The sequence below is a fragment of the Streptomyces sp. NPDC006283 genome (assembly GCF_040613325.1).
Taxonomy (GTDB): domain Bacteria; phylum Actinomycetota; class Actinomycetes; order Streptomycetales; family Streptomycetaceae; genus Streptomyces.
The window spans coordinates 1-15,816 of the sequence record NZ_JBEXRZ010000167.1 but is presented as its reverse complement, the minus strand read 5'-3'; the positions used below and the strand labels follow the sequence as shown (position 1 = coordinate 15,816).

The following is a 15,816-nucleotide window of genomic DNA, read 5'->3' as shown; positions in this document are numbered from 1 at the left end:
TCGAACGACTCCGATCCCTACGACAAGGCCCTCGACGGCCTGGACAACGTGCACAGGTCGGCGGGGGCCTTCTGCGTAGGCTGGTCCTCACCGGACCGGCCGCATGTGATCGGCCGGCGGACGAATTGACGAAGGGATGCGCTCTCCATGGCGATCGAGGTCGGCGACAAGGCGCCGGAGTTCGAGCTCAAGGACAACCACGGCCGCACCGTGGCCCTCTCCGACTACGTCGGCGAGAAGAACGTCGTGCTCCTCTTCTACCCCTTCGCCTTCACCGGCGTGTGCACCGGCGAGCTGTGCGCCCTGCGTGACGAGCTGCCGAAGTTCGTCAACGACGACACCCAGCTGCTCGCCGTCTCCAACGACTCGATCCACACCCTGCGCGTCTTCGGCGAGCAGGAAGGGTTCGAGTACCCGCTGCTCTCCGACTTCTGGCCGCACGGCGAGACGTCGCGCGCCTACGGCGTCTTCGACGAGGAGAAGGGCTGCGCGGTGCGCGGCACGTTCATCATCGACAAGGAGGGCGTCGTGCGCTGGACCGTCGTCAACGCCCTGCCCGACGCCCGCGATCTGAACGACTACGTCAAGGCGCTGGAGGCCCTCTGATCCCCCGCGAGGGTTTCAGCAGGTATCCCCCTGAAATAGCACTGCGAGTGGGAACCGGTCACTAGGATCCCTTCGTTGATCCGATAGCCAACGCACGACGGGGGCGCTGCCCCTGAAAACCAATGGAGGGACTCGTGGGAGTCAGCCTCAGCAAGGGCGGCAACGTCTCGCTGACCAAGGCCGCGCCGAATCTGACAGCGGTCACCGTGGGCCTGGGCTGGGACGTCCGTACCACCACCGGCACCGACTTCGACCTCGACGCCAGCGCCCTGCTGACCAACGCCGAGGGCAAGGTCACCAACGACGGCAACTTCGTCTTCTTCAACAACCTCAAGAGCGTCGACGGCTCTGTGGAGCACACCGGTGACAACCTCACCGGTGAGGGCGAGGGCGACGACGAGCAGATCAAGGTCAACCTGGCCTCGGTCCCCGCCGACGTCGACAAGATCGTCTTCCCGGTCTCGATCTACGAGGCCGAGAGCCGCCAGCAGTCCTTCGGCCAGGTGCGCAACGCCTTCATCCGCGTCGTCAACCAGGCCGACAACAACGAGCTCGCCCGCTACGACCTGAGCGAGGACGCCTCGACCGAGACCGCGATGGTCTTCGGCGAGCTGTACCGCAACGGCGCGGAGTGGAAGTTCCGTGCCATCGGCCAGGGTTACGCCTCGGGTCTGCGCGGCATCGCGCAGGACTTCGGTGTGAACGTCTGAGCCAGCCAGCACTCTCCACGTCCGGCGCCGCACTCCTCCGTGCGGCGCCGGACGTGCCTGAAGATCCGCTGCACCCGGCAGCAAAGCCACAGGGGAGGACTCACCATCATGGGCGTCACGCTCGCCAAGGGAGGCAACGTCTCCCTCTCCAAGGCCGCACCCAATCTCACGCAGGTGCTCGTAGGGCTCGGCTGGGACGCGCGCTCCACCACCGGCGCACCCTTCGACCTCGACGCCAGCGCGCTGCTCTGCCAGAACGGGCGGGTGCTCGGCGACGAGTGGTTCGTCTTCTACAACCAGCTCAAGAGCCCCGACGGCTCGGTCGAGCACACCGGTGACAACCTCACCGGCGAGGGCGACGGCGACGACGAGTCGCTCCTGGTGGATCTCGTCAAGGTCCCGGCCGACGTCGACAAGATCGTCTTCCCGGTCTCCATCCACGACGCCGACAACCGCGGCCAGACCTTCGGTCAGGTCAGCAACGCCTTCATCCGCGTCGTCAACCAGGCGGACGGCCAGGAACTGGCGCGCTACGACCTCAGCGAAGACGCCTCCACCGAGACCGCGATGATCTTCGGCGAGCTCTACCGCTACGGCGGCGAGTGGAAGTTCCGAGCAGTGGGGCAGGGGTACGCGTCAGGGCTGCGGGGCATCGCTCTAGACTTCGGGGTCAACGTTTCGTAAAGCCGCGTGCGGCGCGGGGGAGGACCTCCCCCAGGCTTCGCCCGGGGGACAATTACACGATTGGGTAGCCAGTGGTTCTGAAAACCTTCGGCTGGTCGTTCGCCGTCACGGCGCTCGGCCTCGCATTCGCCGCCTGGCAGTGGGGCTGGGAGGCGTTCGGGATCGTACTGATCCTGTCGATCCTCGAGATCTCGCTGTCGTTCGACAACGCGGTCGTCAACGCCGGAATCCTCAAGAAGATGAACGCCTTCTGGCAGAAGATCTTCCTGACCATCGGCATTCTGATCGCCGTCTTCGGTATGCGACTGGTCTTCCCCGTCGTCATCGTCGCCATCAGTGCCAAGGTCGGGCCGATCGAAGCGGTCCAGCTGGCCATGGACCAGCCCGAGCGGTACGAGGCCCTCGTCACCGACGCCCACCCGGCAATCGCCGCCTTCGGTGGCATGTTCCTGCTGATGATCTTCCTCGACTTCATCTTCGAGGAGCGCGAGCACAAGTGGCTGGCCTGGCTGGAGCGGCCGTTGGCCAAGCTCGGCAAGATCGACATGCTCTCGGCCTGCGTCGCCCTGATCGCCCTGCTGCTGTCCGCGATGTACTTCGCGGTCGAGGCGCACACCAGCTCCGGGCACGCCGACAAGACGGCCACCGTGCTCCTGGCCGGCGTCGCCGGTCTGATCACCTACCTCGTCGTCGGCGGTCTCTCCGGCTATTTCGAGGACAAGCTGGAGGAAGAGGAGGAGCGCGAGCACGAGGAGGAGGAGCAGGCCAAGAAGGAGGGCAAGCCCGTCTCCGCGGTCGGCCTGGCCGGCAAGGCCGCGTTCTTCCTCTTCCTGTACCTCGAGGTCCTCGACGCCTCGTTCTCCTTCGACGGCGTCATCGGCGCCTTCGCCATCACCAACCACATCTTCTGGATGGCGCTGGGCCTCGGCATCGGCGCCATGTACGTCCGTTCGCTCACGGTCTACCTGGTCCGCCAGGGCACCCTGGACGACTACGTCTACCTGGAGCACGGCGCGCACTACGCGATCGGCGCGCTCGCCACCATCCTGCTCGTGACCATCCGGTACCAGATCGACGAGATCATCACCGGCCTCGTCGGTGTCCTCCTGATCGCCGCCTCGTTCTGGTCGTCCCTGCGGCGCAACAAGGCGCTGGAGGCGTCGGAGGGGAAGTCCGGGGGACCGGGGGACAAGGCTGAGGTCTCCTCCGGGGTGTGACACCCCCACCAGTGAGGAACGCTTCCTTGCGGGGCGGCCGGGTGCTCCCGGCCGCCCCGTCGCGTATGTGTGGGGCACCGGGCGACCAGTGACGACAAGGGGTGGGGCATGGCCATCTGGGACAACCTGTGGCGGGGAAGGGCGGCGCAGTTCGACTCGGGCAGCGCCGCGACCAACTCCATCGAGCTGACCAAACGCAACCCGGCCGTCTCGCTCACCAAGCAGGGCGCGGCCAGCGGCAACCTGCGCGTCAACCTGTCCTGGCGGATGCGCACCTCCGACATCGAGGGGCGCTCACGGCAGAGCGGCAGGCTGCTGCGGAACCCGATGAAACTCTTCCAGCCGGACGTCGTGCAGGCCCACACGCAGGGCGTGGTCAACGTCGACCTCGACCTCGGCTGCCTGTACGAGCTGACCGACGGCAGCAAGGGCGTGGTGCAGCCCCTCGGCAGCTTCTTCGGCGACCTGAACGGGCCGCCGTTCGTGAAGCTCAGCGGGGACGACCGGTTCGGCGCACCCTCCGGCGAGACGATCTTCGTCAATCTCGACCACCGGGAGTCGATCAAGCGGCTGCTGTTCTTCGTCTACATCTACGACCAGACCCCGGCCTTCGACCGCACCCACGCGCACGTCACGCTCTACCCGAGCAACGGGCCGCGCGTCGAGATCGAACTCGACGAGCGGGCCCCGCAGGCACGTTCGTGCGCCGTGTTCTCCGTGGAGAACAGCAAGGGCGATCTGACGGTGCGGCGCGAGGTGAAGTTCGTGTACGGCTTCCAGGCGGAACTCGACCGCCTGTACGGGTGGGGGCTGCAGTGGGGGCGCGGCTACAAGTCGCAGAGCCGCGTGTAGCCCCTGGGCGGGCCGCCGTGCCGGTCGGGGCTACAAGGGCCCCGGCGTGCGCATCCTCACCCGGCGCAGGGACGTGCCGGGCGGCTACGGCCTCGCGCGCGGAGGGGTTACGGACGCTGGAGCCGCGGGCCCGGCTACGGGCGCTGGAACTGCGGGCCCATCGGCGGCAGTCGGAACGCCGGGTCCGGCGCGTACGCCGCCGCCGCGGCCGGTTGCGGGTAGCCGTAGGCCGGCTGCGGCGCCGGTGCGTACGCAGGCGCGGGCTGTGTCACGTCGGACGGCGGGTAGCCGTATGCCGGCTGCGGCTGGGGTGCGGGATGCGGCGCGGCGGAGGACGCCGGCTCGTCCGGCTCTCCCGCCGCCTCGTCCACCGAGATGCCGAACGCCGTCGCGAGCCCCACCAGCCCGGTCGGATAGCCCTGCGCCACCGCACGGAACTTCCAGCCGTCACCGCGCCGGTAGAGCTCGCCGCAGATGATCGCCGTTTCCTCGCCCGTCTCGGGCTTCACGTCGAAGACGGCCAGTGGTTCGCCGCCGTCCGGGGCTCCGGCATCGTGCAGCAGTATCCGCAGGTCACGTACGTGCTCGAAGCTGGCGCCGTCCGACGACGCCGCGATGACGACCTGGTCGACCGACGCGTCCAGCGCCGCCAGGTCGGCCTCCACGGTGTCGGTCAGATGCTCCGCGACACGCTTCTTCGGCAGCCGCCGCACCAGGCCGGACGGGTGGCGCGGCTGGTTGTAGAAGACGAAGTCCTCGTCGGAGCGCACGCGGCCGTCGGCGCCGAGCAGCAGGGCGGAGGCGTCGACATCCGGCACCCCCGCGCCCGGCGTCCAGCGCAGCACGGCCCGTACGGCCGTGGCTTCAAGAGGGACGTTCGAGCCCTTCAGCATCGCGTGCGTCATGTCCGTCATCCTGCCTGCCCGAGGGGGGAAGGGACAACGCGGGGCCAGTTCCCGGCTGTGCCGCGCCTCTGGCGGCCATCCGCGGGGCAGGGTCGAGAAGCGGACGAGTTACCTGGAGTTCATGCACTTGGGGAACTCTTGACACCTGTGCTTACGTACTATTACCGGCCACACAGTGTGAGGGCCGAGCGGCAGACGGGGGACCATATATGCGTCATTTCGGGCACATCGCGCCCGCTGTCCGTGAGCGGCTGTTCCACCAGGAGCCGTGCGGCTTCGGCGCGGACTCACCCGCACGGACGCTGGCGGCTGCCCTGGGCGCCACGCTCTACAGCCCGGCGACCCGGCCGAAGCTGGCCGACGACGTGCTCAAGCAGGCCGGGCGCGGCGTCGTCTCCATGGTGCTGTGCCTGGAGGATTCCATCGACGACGCCGAAGTGGAGGACGCGGAGGCGAACCTCGTCCGGCAGTTCTCGGACCTCGACGCGCGCGGCGTCGAAGTGCCGCTCCTGTTCATCCGCGTCCGCAGCGCGGAGCAGATCCCGGACCTGGTGAGACGCCTGGGACAGGCGGGACGCCTGTTGTCCGGATTCGTACTTCCGAAATTCACCGAGGAGCGGGGCGCCCCGTTCCTCGAGGCGCTCGAGACCGCGGAGGCCGAGAGCGGCCGGCGGCTGTTCGCGATGCCCGTCCTCGAGTCGCCCGAGCTGCTTCACCTGGAAACCAGGACCGAGGCGCTGAGCGGCATCGCCCGCACCGTCGACAAGTACCGCGACCGGGTCCTCGCCCTGCGTCTCGGCGTCACCGACTTCTGCTCCGCGTACGGGCTGCGCCGCTCGCCCGACATGACGGCCTACGACGTACGGATCGTCACGTCCGTCATCGCCGACGTGGTCAATGTGCTCGGCCGGTCCGACGGAACCGGCTTCACCATCACCGGCCCGGTGTGGGAGTACTTCAGGTCCCAGGAGCGCATGTTCAAGCCGCAGCTGCGCCGCAGCCCGTTCCTCGAGGGCCGGGCGGAGGAGCTCCGTACCGCCCTCATCGAGCACGACCTCGACGGCCTGCTCCGGGAGATCGAGCTGGACCGTGCCAACGGTCTGCTCGGCAAGACCTGCATCCACCCCTCCCACGTGCTGCCGGTGCACGCACTGTCCGTGGTCAGCCACGAGGAGTTCAGCGACGCCCAGGACATCCTGCGTCCCGAGCGCGGCGGCGGCGGAGTGCTGCGTTCCGCCTATACGAACAAGATGAACGAAGTGAAACCGCACCGGGCCTGGGCCGAGCGGACCCTGCTGCGGGCCGAGGTGTTCGGCGTCGCCAAGGAGGACGTCGGGTTCGTGGAACTGCTCGCGGCCGGACTGGCGGACTGATGACGACGAGGGGCGAAGAGAACGTGGTGTGGTCGGGAAGCTGGGTCGCCGAGCGGCTCGGAGTCGGGCTCGACGGTGACGAGCGGCTCCAAGAGCTCCTGGGCCTCGCCCTGCGCCGCAACCCCAAACGCGCCCACCTCCTGGTGTCGAACGTCCTGGGCAAGCATGTGCCGCAGAGCCCCGGGGCGGTGTACGGGCACGCGTACGCCCTCGGGCTGCGCGTACGCGATCTGCTGGGCCCCGAGGAGGCCGCCCGCGCCGTCGTCCTCGGATACGCGGAGACGGCGACCGGGCTCGGCCACTGCGTCGCCGACGGCATCGGCCCCGTGCCGTATCTGCACTCCACCCGCCGCCCGGTCGACGGAGTGGCCCCCGCGGGCGGCTTCGAGGAGTCCCACTCGCACGCGACGTCGCACCTGCTGCTGCCCGAGGACCCGACGCTGCTGGCGGGCACCGGCCCGCTGGTGCTCGTCGACGACGAGTTCTCCACGGGCAACACCGTCCTCAACACCGTCCGCGATCTGCACGAGCGCTACCCGCGCGAGCGGTACGTGGTCGTGGCGCTGGTCGACATGCGCTCCACGGCGGATCTCGGCCGCCTGGAGACCTTCGCCGAGGAGATCGGCGCCCGCGTCGACCTGGTGGCCATGGCGTCCGGCACGGTCAGCCTCCCGGACGGCGTCCTGGCGAAAGGCCGGGACCTCGTCGCACGGCACGAGCCCACCGTGAAGGACACGCCCCCGGCCACGGACCCCCGCCATGTCCGGGTGGCCCTGGACTGGCCCGCAGGCGTCCCCGACGGTGGCCGGCACGGCTTCTCCCCGGCCCACCGCACCGCCCTGCAAGCCGCGCTGCCCGGCATGACGGCCCAGGTCGCCGAAGCCGTCGGCGACGCCCGCCGCGTCCTCGTCCTCGGCTGCGAGGAGCTGATGTACGCGCCCCTGCGCCTGGCCCTCGCCCTGGAGCGGTCCGAGGCCGTGCCGGAGGTGCGGTACTCCACCACCACCCGCTCGCCCGTCCTCGCCGTCGACGACCCCGGCTACGCGATACGCACCCGGCTCGTCTTCCCCGCCCACGACGACCCGGCGGACGGCCCGGGCGACCGCTACGCCTACAACGTGGCGGGCGGCGGCTTCGACGCGGTCGTCGCCGTCGTCGACTCGGCCGCCGACACCGCGCAGCTGCACGCCCCCGACGGCCTGCTGGCCCAACTCGCCGCCCACACCCCGCACGTCGTGCTCGCCGTCGTGCCCAGTTACGTACCCCACGGTGACGTATCCGAAGGACCTGAAAGGCCCTCCATGCTGCCCCAGCCGCTCCGCGGACCGGACTTCTCCTCCTACGCCCCTGAGGAGGTCGGCTGGCTGCTCCAGGACCTCTCGGACGTGGAGCTCGAAGCGCCGACGGAGGAGCGCGAGGAGGCCATCCAGAGCGGCGGCGCGCACTACGCCGAGTCGCTGCCCGTCGAGTACCAGCCGAGCGAGCGGTACCAGCAGCTGTTCGAGGACGCGCTCACGGCCTCCGCCGCCCGCATCGCCCGCGCCGTCGGCACCGTCACCGACACCGTTCTCGCCGAGCGGACACCGCGCCCGGTACTCGTCTCGCTCGCCCGCGCCGGGACCCCCGTGGGCGTGCTGATGCGGCGCTGGGCCCGGCACCGGCACGGCCTGGACCTGCCGCACTACGCCGTGTCCATCGTGCGCGGCCGCGGTATCGACGCCAACGCACTGCGCTGGCTCGCCGAGAACCACGACCCGGCCGACGTCGTCTTCGTCGACGGCTGGACCGGCAAGGGCGCCATCACCCGCGAACTCGCCGAAGCCCTGCGGGACTTCCCCGGCTTCGACCCGGAGATCGCCGTCCTCGCCGACCCGGGCGGCTGTGTGCGCACCTACGGCACACGTGAGGACTTCCTGATCCCCTCCGCCTGCCTCAACTCCACGGTCTCCGGCCTGATATCGCGCACGGTCCTGCGCGCCGACCTCGTCGGCCCCGACGACTTCCACGGCGCGAAGTTCTACCGCGAGCTCGCCGGCTCCGACGTCTCCGGCCACTTCCTCGACACCGTCGCCGCCCACTTCGACGAGGTTCAGTCCGCCGTCGACGCCGACGTGAAGGAACTGCTGTCCGCCGACCGCACCCCCACCTGGGAGGGCTGGGGCGCCGTCGAGCGGATCAGCGAGGAGTACGGCATCCACGACGTCAACCTCGTCAAGCCGGGCGTCGGCGAGACCACGCGCGTCCTGCTGCGCAGGGTTCCCTGGAAGATCCTCGCGAGCCGGGGCGCCGGCGCCGACCTCGACCACGTACGGCTCCTGGCGGAGCAGCGCGGCGTACCCGTCGAGGACGTCGACGAACTCCCGTACAGCTGCGTCGGGTTGATCCACCCCAAGTACACACGTGGGGCCACGGGCGCCGACGGCAAGGCGGTGACACAGTGACCGTGCTCGTCGCCAGCGACCTCGACCGTACGCTCATCTACTCGAACGCGGCCCTGGGTCTCGGCATGCCCGACGCCGTCGCACCGCGGCTGCTGTGCGTCGAAGTGCACGAGCACAAGCCCCTGTCGTACATGACCGAGCGTGCCGCGGGGCTGCTGACCAAGCTCGCCCAGGACACCGTCTTCGTCCCCACGACGACCCGCACCCGCAAGCAGTACCAGCGCATCAGCCTGCCCGGTCTGCCGCCCAAGTACGCGATCTGCGCGAACGGCGGGCACCTGCTCGTCGACGGCATCAGCGACCGCGACTGGCGCGAGTCGGTCGCGGCGCGGCTCGCCGCGGAGTGCGCGCCCCTCGCGGAGATCCGGGCGCACCTGCGCGACACCGCCGACCCGGCCTGGCTGCGCAAGGAACGGGTCGCCGAGGACCTCTTCGCCTACCTCGTCGTCGAGCGGTCGCTGCTGCCCGACGGCTGGGTCGCAGAGCTCGGCGCCTGGGCGGAGGTCCGCGGCTGGACCGTCTCCCTCCAGGGCCGCAAGATCTATGCCGTGCCGAAGCCGCTCACCAAGAGCGCCGCGGTGCGCGAGGTCGCCCGTCGCACCGGCGCTCGGCTGACGCTCGCGGCAGGGGACTCGCTCCTCGACGCCGACCTGCTGCTCGCCGCCGACCTGGCCTGGCGGCCCGGCCACGGCGAGCTCGCGGAGGCCGACTGGCGCGCGCCGCACGTCGTGGCGCTGCCGCAGATGGGCGTGGCGGCCGGCGAGGAGATCCTGCGCCTGCTGCGGCAGGAGTCGCGCCGGTTCCGGCGGGAACGGCAGGGCATCAGCTCGGTCGTCGTCCGGCCGCCGGTCTGAGGGGCGCTGCCGTCAAGGCGGGAGCCGCCTCGGTTCGGGCACCCCGGGCCGAAGGCGGCTCAGCCGCGTCGTGCCCCGGCCCCCGGCCTGAGCAGCCGGACGGCGACGAACACCAGCGCCGCGAGCACGGCGACGACGAGCACCACCTTCGAGTAGGCGGAGACGTAGCCGGTCACCTCCTCCCACCTCTCGCCCAGGGCGTAACCGGCGAGGACGAAGACCGTGTTCCAGATCGCGCTGCCGAGGGTGGTGAGCGTCAGGAAGAGCGGCAGCGGCATCCGCTCCACCCCGGCCGGTACGGAGATGAGGGACCGGAAGACCGGGATCATCCGCCCGAAGAACACCGCCTTCGCGCCGTGCCGGGCGAACCAGGCTTCCGTGCGCTCGATGTCCGAGACCTTCAGCAGCGGCAGCTTGGCCGCCATGGCGACCGTACGGTCCCGGCCCAGCAGTGCCCCGATGCCGTACAGGGCGAGAGCACCGATCACCGAACCGGCCGTAGTCCACAGCAGGACGGCGACCAGGCCCATCTGCCCGGTGCTCGCCGCGAAACCCGCCAGCGGAAGGATCACCTCGCTGGGCAGGGGAGGGAAGAGGTTCTCCAGGGCGATGGCGACACCCGCCCCTGGTGCCCCCAGAGCCTCCATGAGGCCGTTGACCCAGCCTTCGATGCCGCCGCTCGTCCCGCCGCTCGTCCCACTGCTCATGATGCCGCTCATGCTCCGAACCTAGGGAAGCGCACCTGAAGCCACCCTGAAGGCGACCCCACACCTTCCTGCGGTTTTCCGCAGTGTGCCGGGACGTCCGCACCGGCTAGCGTGGCCGGTCATGAAGGCTCTGGCAGTGCGGGGCGCCTGGTACGCGGTGGGGCTCGCCCTCGGAACCGTGACCGCCGTCGTCGAGCTGCTCTGCGCCCTGCTGTGGGGCGCGGCCCTGCTGCTCGTGCTCGCCTGGCCGCGCGGACGCCGCGCCGTGCAGAGCTCCCTGGGCGACGCCGCCACCCGCCTCGCGGACATCGAGCGGCGCAGGCTCGCCCGCTTCCTCGGGGCGCACATCTCCGCCTCGTACGGTCAGGAACGCGCCGTGCGGTACATCGCCGCGCGCTGGCCGCTGGGGATGCTCGGCGGAGTCGTGCTCTTCTGCGTGCTCGTCGGGCTGCTCTACACGGGCTTCGCCGCACTCGGGTGGACGGTCACGGAGATCCAGTACCCCTGGGCGGTTGCCGGCACCGGCCTCGTGGGCCTGTTTCTCATCTTCCTCTGCGCCCAGAGCGTCTTCGGGATCGCCCTGCTCGAAGGGCATGTCGCCCGTCGGCTGCTGGGCCCCGGCCACCAGGCCGAACTGGAACGGCGCATCGCCCAACTCGCCGCCACCCGCGCGCAGATGATGGAGGCCGTCGACGGGGAACGCCGTCGCATCGAACGCGACCTCCACGACGGGGTGCAGCAGCGCCTCGTCGCGCTCGGCATGCTCGTCGGCCGCGCACGCCGCAGCCGGGACCCGGAGCGGGCCGACCAACTCCTGCTTCAGGCGCAGGAGGAGAGCCGCCGAACCCTCGCCGAACTGCGCGAGGTCGCCTGGCGCATCCACCCGACCGTGCTGGACGAGGCGGGGCTGCGCGCCGCTCTGGAGTCGGTCGCCGAGCGCACACCGCTGCCCGTGCACCTGCGGTTCGAGGGCGTGGAGGCTCCTGTGTCCCGGCAGGTCGAGACCGTCGCGTACTTCGTCGTCTCCGAGGCCGTCACCAACGTGGTGAAGCACTCGGGTGCCACCCGCATCGCGGTCACGCTGCACAGCGACGGCGTGACACTCGCACTCCGCGTCGAGGACGACGGAGCGGGCGGCGCCGACCCGACGGGCGGCGGACTGACCGGACTGGCGAGCCGGGTCGCCGCCCTCGACGGCCGGTTCCGGGTGGACAGCCCGGCCGGCGGACCCACATCCATCACCGCGGAGCTGCCGTGCGCGTAATCCTTGCCGAGGACTCCACCCTGCTGCGCGAGGGCCTGGTGCGGCTGCTCGCCGAGGAGGGGCACGAGGTGCTCGCCGCCGTCGGCGACGCCGAGCAGCTCCTCTCGGCCGTAAACGCGTCCCCGCCGGACGTAGTGATCGCCGACGTACGCATGCCGCCCACCCACACCGACGAGGGCCTGCGCGCGGCCCTGCACATCCGGCGGCGTCGGCCAGAAGTGGGGGTGCTGGTGCTGTCCCAGTACGTCGAGAAGCGGTACGCGACGGAGCTGCTCGCGTCCGACGACGGGGGCGTGGGCTACCTGCTCAAGGACCGGGTCGTGCAGGTGGAGGAGTTCCTCGACGCGCTGGAACGCGTCGGCGGGGGACGGGCGGCGTTCGACCCCGAGGTCGTACGGCAGCTCCTGGCCCGCAGCACCCGCACCGACCCGCTGTCGCGGCTGACGCCGCGGGAGCGGGACGTCCTGGCGGAGATGGCGGAGGGGCACACCAACGCCACCATCGCGGGCCGTCTGCACGTCTCCCAGAGCGCGGTCGAGAAACACATCAACGCGATTTTCGACAAGTTGGAGCTGACGGGCACGACGGGCTACTCGCGACGGGTGCTCGCGGTGCTGCGCTACCTCGGCTCGTGACGGACGGGGCCGCTGCGGGTCTGTTGCGGGGGTGCTGCGGGGTGGCCAGCAGCAGGCCCGGCCGTCGGATCGGGGCGGGTGCGTCAGCCGCAGCAGCCGCCACCGCAGCAGCCGCCACCACCGCCTCCGCCGCCGGTGGGCGCGGGAGCCGACTTGGTGCCGCCGACGGCGACCGCCGAGAGCAACTTGACGGTGTCGTCGTGTCCCTCCGGGCAGTTCGCGGGCGCGGAGGACTCGGCCATGGGGCGGTTCACTTCGAAGGTGTCGCCGCAGGTCCGGCAGCGGAATTCGTAACGAGGCATGACGTCAGGCTAGCGGCGCCGGTGTGCCATACGGGAGAGCAGGCCGCGACGGGTTGCCCGGCTGCCGGTGCCGGCCGTCGGGCGCGCGGCGGTCGTCATGCCCGGACCGGTGGCAGGGCTCGCACTGGTAGCACCGGGACCGGTCGTCGCGCCGGGACCGGTAACGGCACCCGGGCCGGTTGCCGTGCCGAGGGCGGCCTGCTGTCGCGCGGCGAGGTCGGCGCGGCGGCGCGCGGCGCGCTGCTCCGACTCGGCCTCCTCGGGGTGGCGGGCTCTCCAGTACGGGTTGTCGTGCGGCAGGGTCGCGCTGACACGCCCGTACATGCCGAAGAACATCAGCATGACGCCCACCACGAAGCTGAACATCACGTTCTGGATGCGGAAGGCGAGCGGGTTGAAGCTGCGGTCGAGCAGAGCGAGATTCACGAACCCGCTGAGGATGAAGAGAATGCCCAGCACCATGTTCAGCGTCGAGGCGAGGTTGCCACCGATCACCATGCCGACGAACAGCAGCAGCCCGACGGCGATGGACAGGACACTCAGCGCGCCGTTCGTGTTGAGGCCCGCGACGGTGTCGCCGCGGGTGTCGAAGAAGCCGATGTGGTCGATGAGACCGAGGATGCCGAACGCGACCAGCACCAGGCCCATCAGTCCGGCGCCGACCCGGTAGAAACGGCTGAGGCGGTGGTCCACGGGCAGATGTTCGTCAAGCTTGATGCGCGGGCGGCTGCTCCCGCCGGTTCTCCTCGAGTGCAGTACGTGTGCGGCCATGTCCGGCCTCCTTCGTACGGGCGCGTACACCGCTTGTCGGTGCCCCGGGCCCGGCGTCCGCCCGGGAGCGGCCGGGCTCCGGCAATGGCCCGGGCCGTCCGCCCCGGACCGCCCCGGGGCGGCCCGGGTCCATCCCAGGATCCGCCCGGGGCCGAACCGGTACAAACGCAGTCGCGTCAGGCGCTGCCGGTGCCCCGTTCCTCGCGGATCTGCTCGACGACATGCGCGACCGTGCGCCGTACTGCCCCGGTCTCCGTGAGGAAGTGCCAATAGTCGGGATGCCGCCCCTCGAGCCCGGCGACGGCCCGGTCCAGCCGTGCCACGGAGTCGTCCAGGGGCCGGGCGTGGCGCGGGTCGGGCGTGTTGCGCCCGGCCATGGCGAGACGCTGCGCGTCGCGGATCGCGAACCGGGTCCGCTCGATCTCGTGCTGCGGGTCCTTGGCCACGGCATCCAGACGCTGGAGACGGTCGCGGGCCGCCGACACGGCCTCGTCCGTGGAGTTCAGCAGTGCGCGGACGGTGGCGAGCAGGGCGGTGGCGTCCGGCCAGCGTTGCTCCTCGCGGGCCTTGCCGGCCTCCTTCAGCTTTTCCTCTGCCTGGTGGACGCCGCGCGCCGCCTGTTCGGGAACGGGCTGCAGGTCCTGCCAGCAGGCGACCGTGAAGCGCCGGCGCAGCTCGCTGAGTACCGGCTCGACCTGGGCGGACCGGGTGGTCAGCGCCTGCGCGCGAGTACGGAGCGACACGAGGCGCTTGTCGATCTCGGCGGCGCGCTCCGGCAGCCGTTCGGCTTCTGTGCGTACCGCTTCGGCGTCGCGCAGCACGCGGTCGGCGCGCTGCAGTGTCTCGGGGACCCCGTGTCTGCCCGCGCCCTCGTTGAGCTTCGTCAGCTCGGGAGCGAGCGCGGCGAGGCGGGCGGCGAGATCATCCGCTCTCAGACCGGAGCCACGCACCGAATCGAGAGCATTGCTCGCCAAGATGAGCGCCTGTCGCGCCCGCTCGACGGCCGGCGCGAGCCGGGCCAGCTGCGTCTCCGCCTTGTCGAGCAGCGGCCCGAGCCCCTGCTCGAACCGGTCGAGTTCCCCCTTGACCCGCACCAGCTCGTCCCTGGCGCGGTTCAGCTGCGCACGCGCCTGCGCGGCCACCGACGCATCCAGGTCGTCCCGGTCCAGATCGTGTGCGTCGACCGCGGTGATGTAGGCGTGGCTGACCTCGTCGATACGCCGCCCGAGGGCGGCGAAGCCGTCGACGGCACGCCGGGCGCCCGGTGAACTGTCCACCGCAGTGATCGTCTCGATCGAGATCCGCATATCGCGCTGCGCGGTGTCCAGTTCGTAGAACGCCGCGGCCGCGGCGTCCTTCGCGGCCTGCGCATCGGCCCGCTGACTCTCACCCCGCCCGCCGAACCAGCGCCGGGTGCCCCCGCTCGCGAAGGCGGCGGGCAGCGCGACGGCAGCGGCGGCGGCGAGCAGCGGCAGCGGGAGCAGCACCAGCGCGAGCGCGCTCCGGGCGTTTTCCCGCACATCCCTGACGGCGTTCGCTCGTGCCTTGTGGTGCGGCCGTGCGTTTCTCGCCGTCACATGCCTCTCCCGTGCTGTGTCCGCCTTGCCCGGTCCCGGTCGGTCAATTCTCCCACCAGGAAAGGACGAACACACCGGCCTGTTAGTTCGCGCTGCGCACCACGACTTTCCCGTTGTCGCTACGGGCCTTGACGATGTGGCGGCTGCCGTCGTCCGTCGGGACGGCGACATCCACGTCCCCGTTGTCGCTCTCGGCGGCCACGGCGTACGGCGCCCCGGCGCCCGGCAGCGCGATCTCGATCCGGCCGTTGTCGCTCACGGTCTCCACCCGGTCGGGCACCCCGGCCAGCTCAAGCCGCACGGACCCGTTGTCCGACGTGGCCACGACACTCTTCCCGGTCACGCCCTGTGCGACGACGCTGCCGTTCTCGCTGTCCAGCCGGAGCGGGCCGCTGGAGTCGGTGACCTCGATCGCGCCGTTGTCCGACCGGAGCTTCAGCGCCGTGTCGAACCCGCTCGCGGTCACCTTCCCGTTGTCGTCGTCCACGGTCACGGCCGTGCCCCGCGGCACCTTCACGGTGTGCCGGGCCACGCAGTCACTGGCGACGGCGTCGCAGTCCACTTTGAGGGTGAGGGTCCCGCCCTCCATCTTCCAGACGGCGTCGGGCCCCTCCCCGAGAAAGACCCACCCGTCGACCTGCCGGGTCACCTCCACCTCCTCGACATCGGCCGACACGAGCTCGATGTCCGAGTTGTCGGAGTCGATGGTCAGCGTCTTCCCGCTGAGCCTGAACGACTTCTCCTCGACGGGCGCCCCACTCGCATCCGCACTCCCGCACCCGGCCAGCCCGACCCCGAGCAGCACGGCCCCGGACGCGGCGACGACGGTCTACACGCTGGAAGACTTCCCGAACGGCGACAGCGCCGACAATGTCGCGAAGACGTACACGGTGAACGCCTCCTCAGAGGCGGCGAACG

At 70.7% G+C, this 15,816-nt stretch carries 16 protein-coding genes and 1 pseudogene; 11 read left to right on the top strand and 6 right to left on the bottom strand.

Annotation, left to right across the window (positions count from 1 at the left end; all coding sequences use genetic code 11):
- The first annotated feature begins 147 nt into the window (after positions 1–147).
- The 5 genes from ABZ070_RS27170 to ABZ070_RS27150 all read left to right on the top strand — a co-directional run bounded on the left by ABZ070_RS27170 (position 148) and on the right by ABZ070_RS27150 (position 4,069).
- Positions 148–606: a peroxiredoxin gene (locus ABZ070_RS27170; protein WP_356637962.1), complete on the top strand. Its 459-nt coding sequence runs from the start codon at positions 148–150 to the stop codon at positions 604–606.
- Between the two features lie 134 nt (positions 607–740).
- A complete protein-coding gene (locus tag ABZ070_RS27165) occupies positions 741–1,316 on the top strand; it encodes a TerD family protein (RefSeq protein WP_356637961.1) in 576 nt (191 codons plus the stop codon).
- A 108-nt stretch (positions 1,317–1,424) separates the two neighbouring features.
- Positions 1,425–2,000 (top strand): TerD family protein, encoded by a 576-nt coding sequence (locus ABZ070_RS27160; protein WP_356637960.1) that lies wholly within the window; start codon positions 1,425–1,427, stop codon positions 1,998–2,000.
- A 71-nt stretch (positions 2,001–2,071) separates the two neighbouring features.
- On the top strand, positions 2,072–3,217 hold the full coding sequence (locus ABZ070_RS27155; protein WP_356637959.1) for a DUF475 domain-containing protein: 1,146 nt from the start codon (positions 2,072–2,074) through the stop codon (positions 3,215–3,217).
- Between the two features lie 108 nt (positions 3,218–3,325).
- Positions 3,326–4,069 (top strand): Tellurium resistance, encoded by a 744-nt coding sequence (locus ABZ070_RS27150; protein ID WP_356637958.1) that lies wholly within the window; start codon positions 3,326–3,328, stop codon positions 4,067–4,069.
- A 134-nt stretch (positions 4,070–4,203) separates the two neighbouring features.
- On the opposite strand, the gene ABZ070_RS27145 is transcribed toward ABZ070_RS27150, so the two are convergent.
- Positions 4,204–4,983 (bottom strand): TerD family protein, encoded by a 780-nt coding sequence (locus tag ABZ070_RS27145; RefSeq protein WP_356637957.1) that lies wholly within the window; start codon positions 4,981–4,983, stop codon positions 4,204–4,206.
- 200 nt (positions 4,984–5,183) lie between these two features.
- Here ABZ070_RS27145 and ABZ070_RS27140 point away from each other — a divergent pair, with 200 nt between their 5' ends.
- From ABZ070_RS27140 to ABZ070_RS27130, 3 genes are read left to right on the top strand one after another with little or no spacing between them, the layout of a single operon-like run.
- Entirely contained in the window at positions 5,184–6,347 is a 1,164-nt protein-coding gene (locus ABZ070_RS27140) for an HpcH/HpaI aldolase/citrate lyase family protein (RefSeq protein WP_356637956.1), read from the top strand.
- Positions 6,347–8,788, top strand: a complete 2,442-nt coding sequence (locus tag ABZ070_RS27135) for a phosphoribosyltransferase (RefSeq protein WP_356637955.1) — start codon at positions 6,347–6,349, stop codon at positions 8,786–8,788. Before ABZ070_RS27140 ends, ABZ070_RS27135 begins: the two co-directional genes overlap by 1 nt.
- Complete coding sequence (locus tag ABZ070_RS27130; RefSeq protein ID WP_356637954.1) at positions 8,785–9,642, top strand: HAD family hydrolase; 858 nt, start codon at positions 8,785–8,787, stop codon at positions 9,640–9,642. The genes ABZ070_RS27135 and ABZ070_RS27130 overlap by 4 nt, the downstream gene beginning before the upstream one ends.
- 59 nt (positions 9,643–9,701) lie before the next feature.
- Here the strand turns inward: ABZ070_RS27130 and ABZ070_RS27125 are convergent, their stop codons facing one another.
- On the bottom strand, positions 9,702–10,349 hold the full coding sequence (locus tag ABZ070_RS27125) for a DedA family protein (RefSeq protein WP_356637965.1): 648 nt from the start codon (positions 10,347–10,349) through the stop codon (positions 9,702–9,704).
- Between the two features lie 121 nt (positions 10,350–10,470).
- Here ABZ070_RS27125 and ABZ070_RS27120 point away from each other — a divergent pair, with 121 nt between their 5' ends.
- On the top strand, positions 10,471–11,613 hold the full coding sequence (locus ABZ070_RS27120; protein ID WP_356637953.1) for a sensor histidine kinase: 1,143 nt from the start codon (positions 10,471–10,473) through the stop codon (positions 11,611–11,613).
- Positions 11,604–12,248: a response regulator transcription factor gene (locus tag ABZ070_RS27115; RefSeq protein ID WP_356637952.1), complete on the top strand. Its 645-nt coding sequence runs from the start codon at positions 11,604–11,606 to the stop codon at positions 12,246–12,248. Before ABZ070_RS27120 ends, ABZ070_RS27115 begins: the two co-directional genes overlap by 10 nt.
- A gap of 83 nt (positions 12,249–12,331) precedes the next feature.
- Here the strand turns inward: ABZ070_RS27115 and ABZ070_RS27110 are convergent, their stop codons facing one another.
- From ABZ070_RS27110 to ABZ070_RS27095, 4 genes are all read right to left on the bottom strand, one after another.
- Entirely contained in the window at positions 12,332–12,550 is a 219-nt protein-coding gene (locus tag ABZ070_RS27110; RefSeq protein ID WP_356637951.1) for a zinc ribbon domain-containing protein, read from the bottom strand.
- Between the two features lie 9 nt (positions 12,551–12,559).
- The gene (locus tag ABZ070_RS27105; RefSeq protein WP_356637950.1) at positions 12,560–13,321 is read right to left on the bottom strand and encodes a DUF4383 domain-containing protein; all 762 of its coding nucleotides are present in this window, start codon (positions 13,319–13,321) and stop codon (positions 12,560–12,562) included.
- A 176-nt stretch (positions 13,322–13,497) separates the two neighbouring features.
- Positions 13,498–14,841, bottom strand: a complete 1,344-nt coding sequence (locus ABZ070_RS27100) for a hypothetical protein (protein WP_356637964.1) — start codon at positions 14,839–14,841, stop codon at positions 13,498–13,500.
- A 139-nt stretch (positions 14,842–14,980) separates the two neighbouring features.
- A complete protein-coding gene (locus tag ABZ070_RS27095; protein ID WP_356637963.1) occupies positions 14,981–15,685 on the bottom strand; it encodes a DUF4097 family beta strand repeat-containing protein in 705 nt (234 codons plus the stop codon).
- On the opposite strand from ABZ070_RS27095, the pseudogene ABZ070_RS27090 reads away from it, so the two are divergent.
- Positions 15,582–15,816 (top strand): annotated as a pseudogene (locus ABZ070_RS27090) (S8 family peptidase); the annotation flags it as partial. The gene ABZ070_RS27095 and the pseudogene ABZ070_RS27090 sit on opposite strands and share 104 nt — an antisense overlap.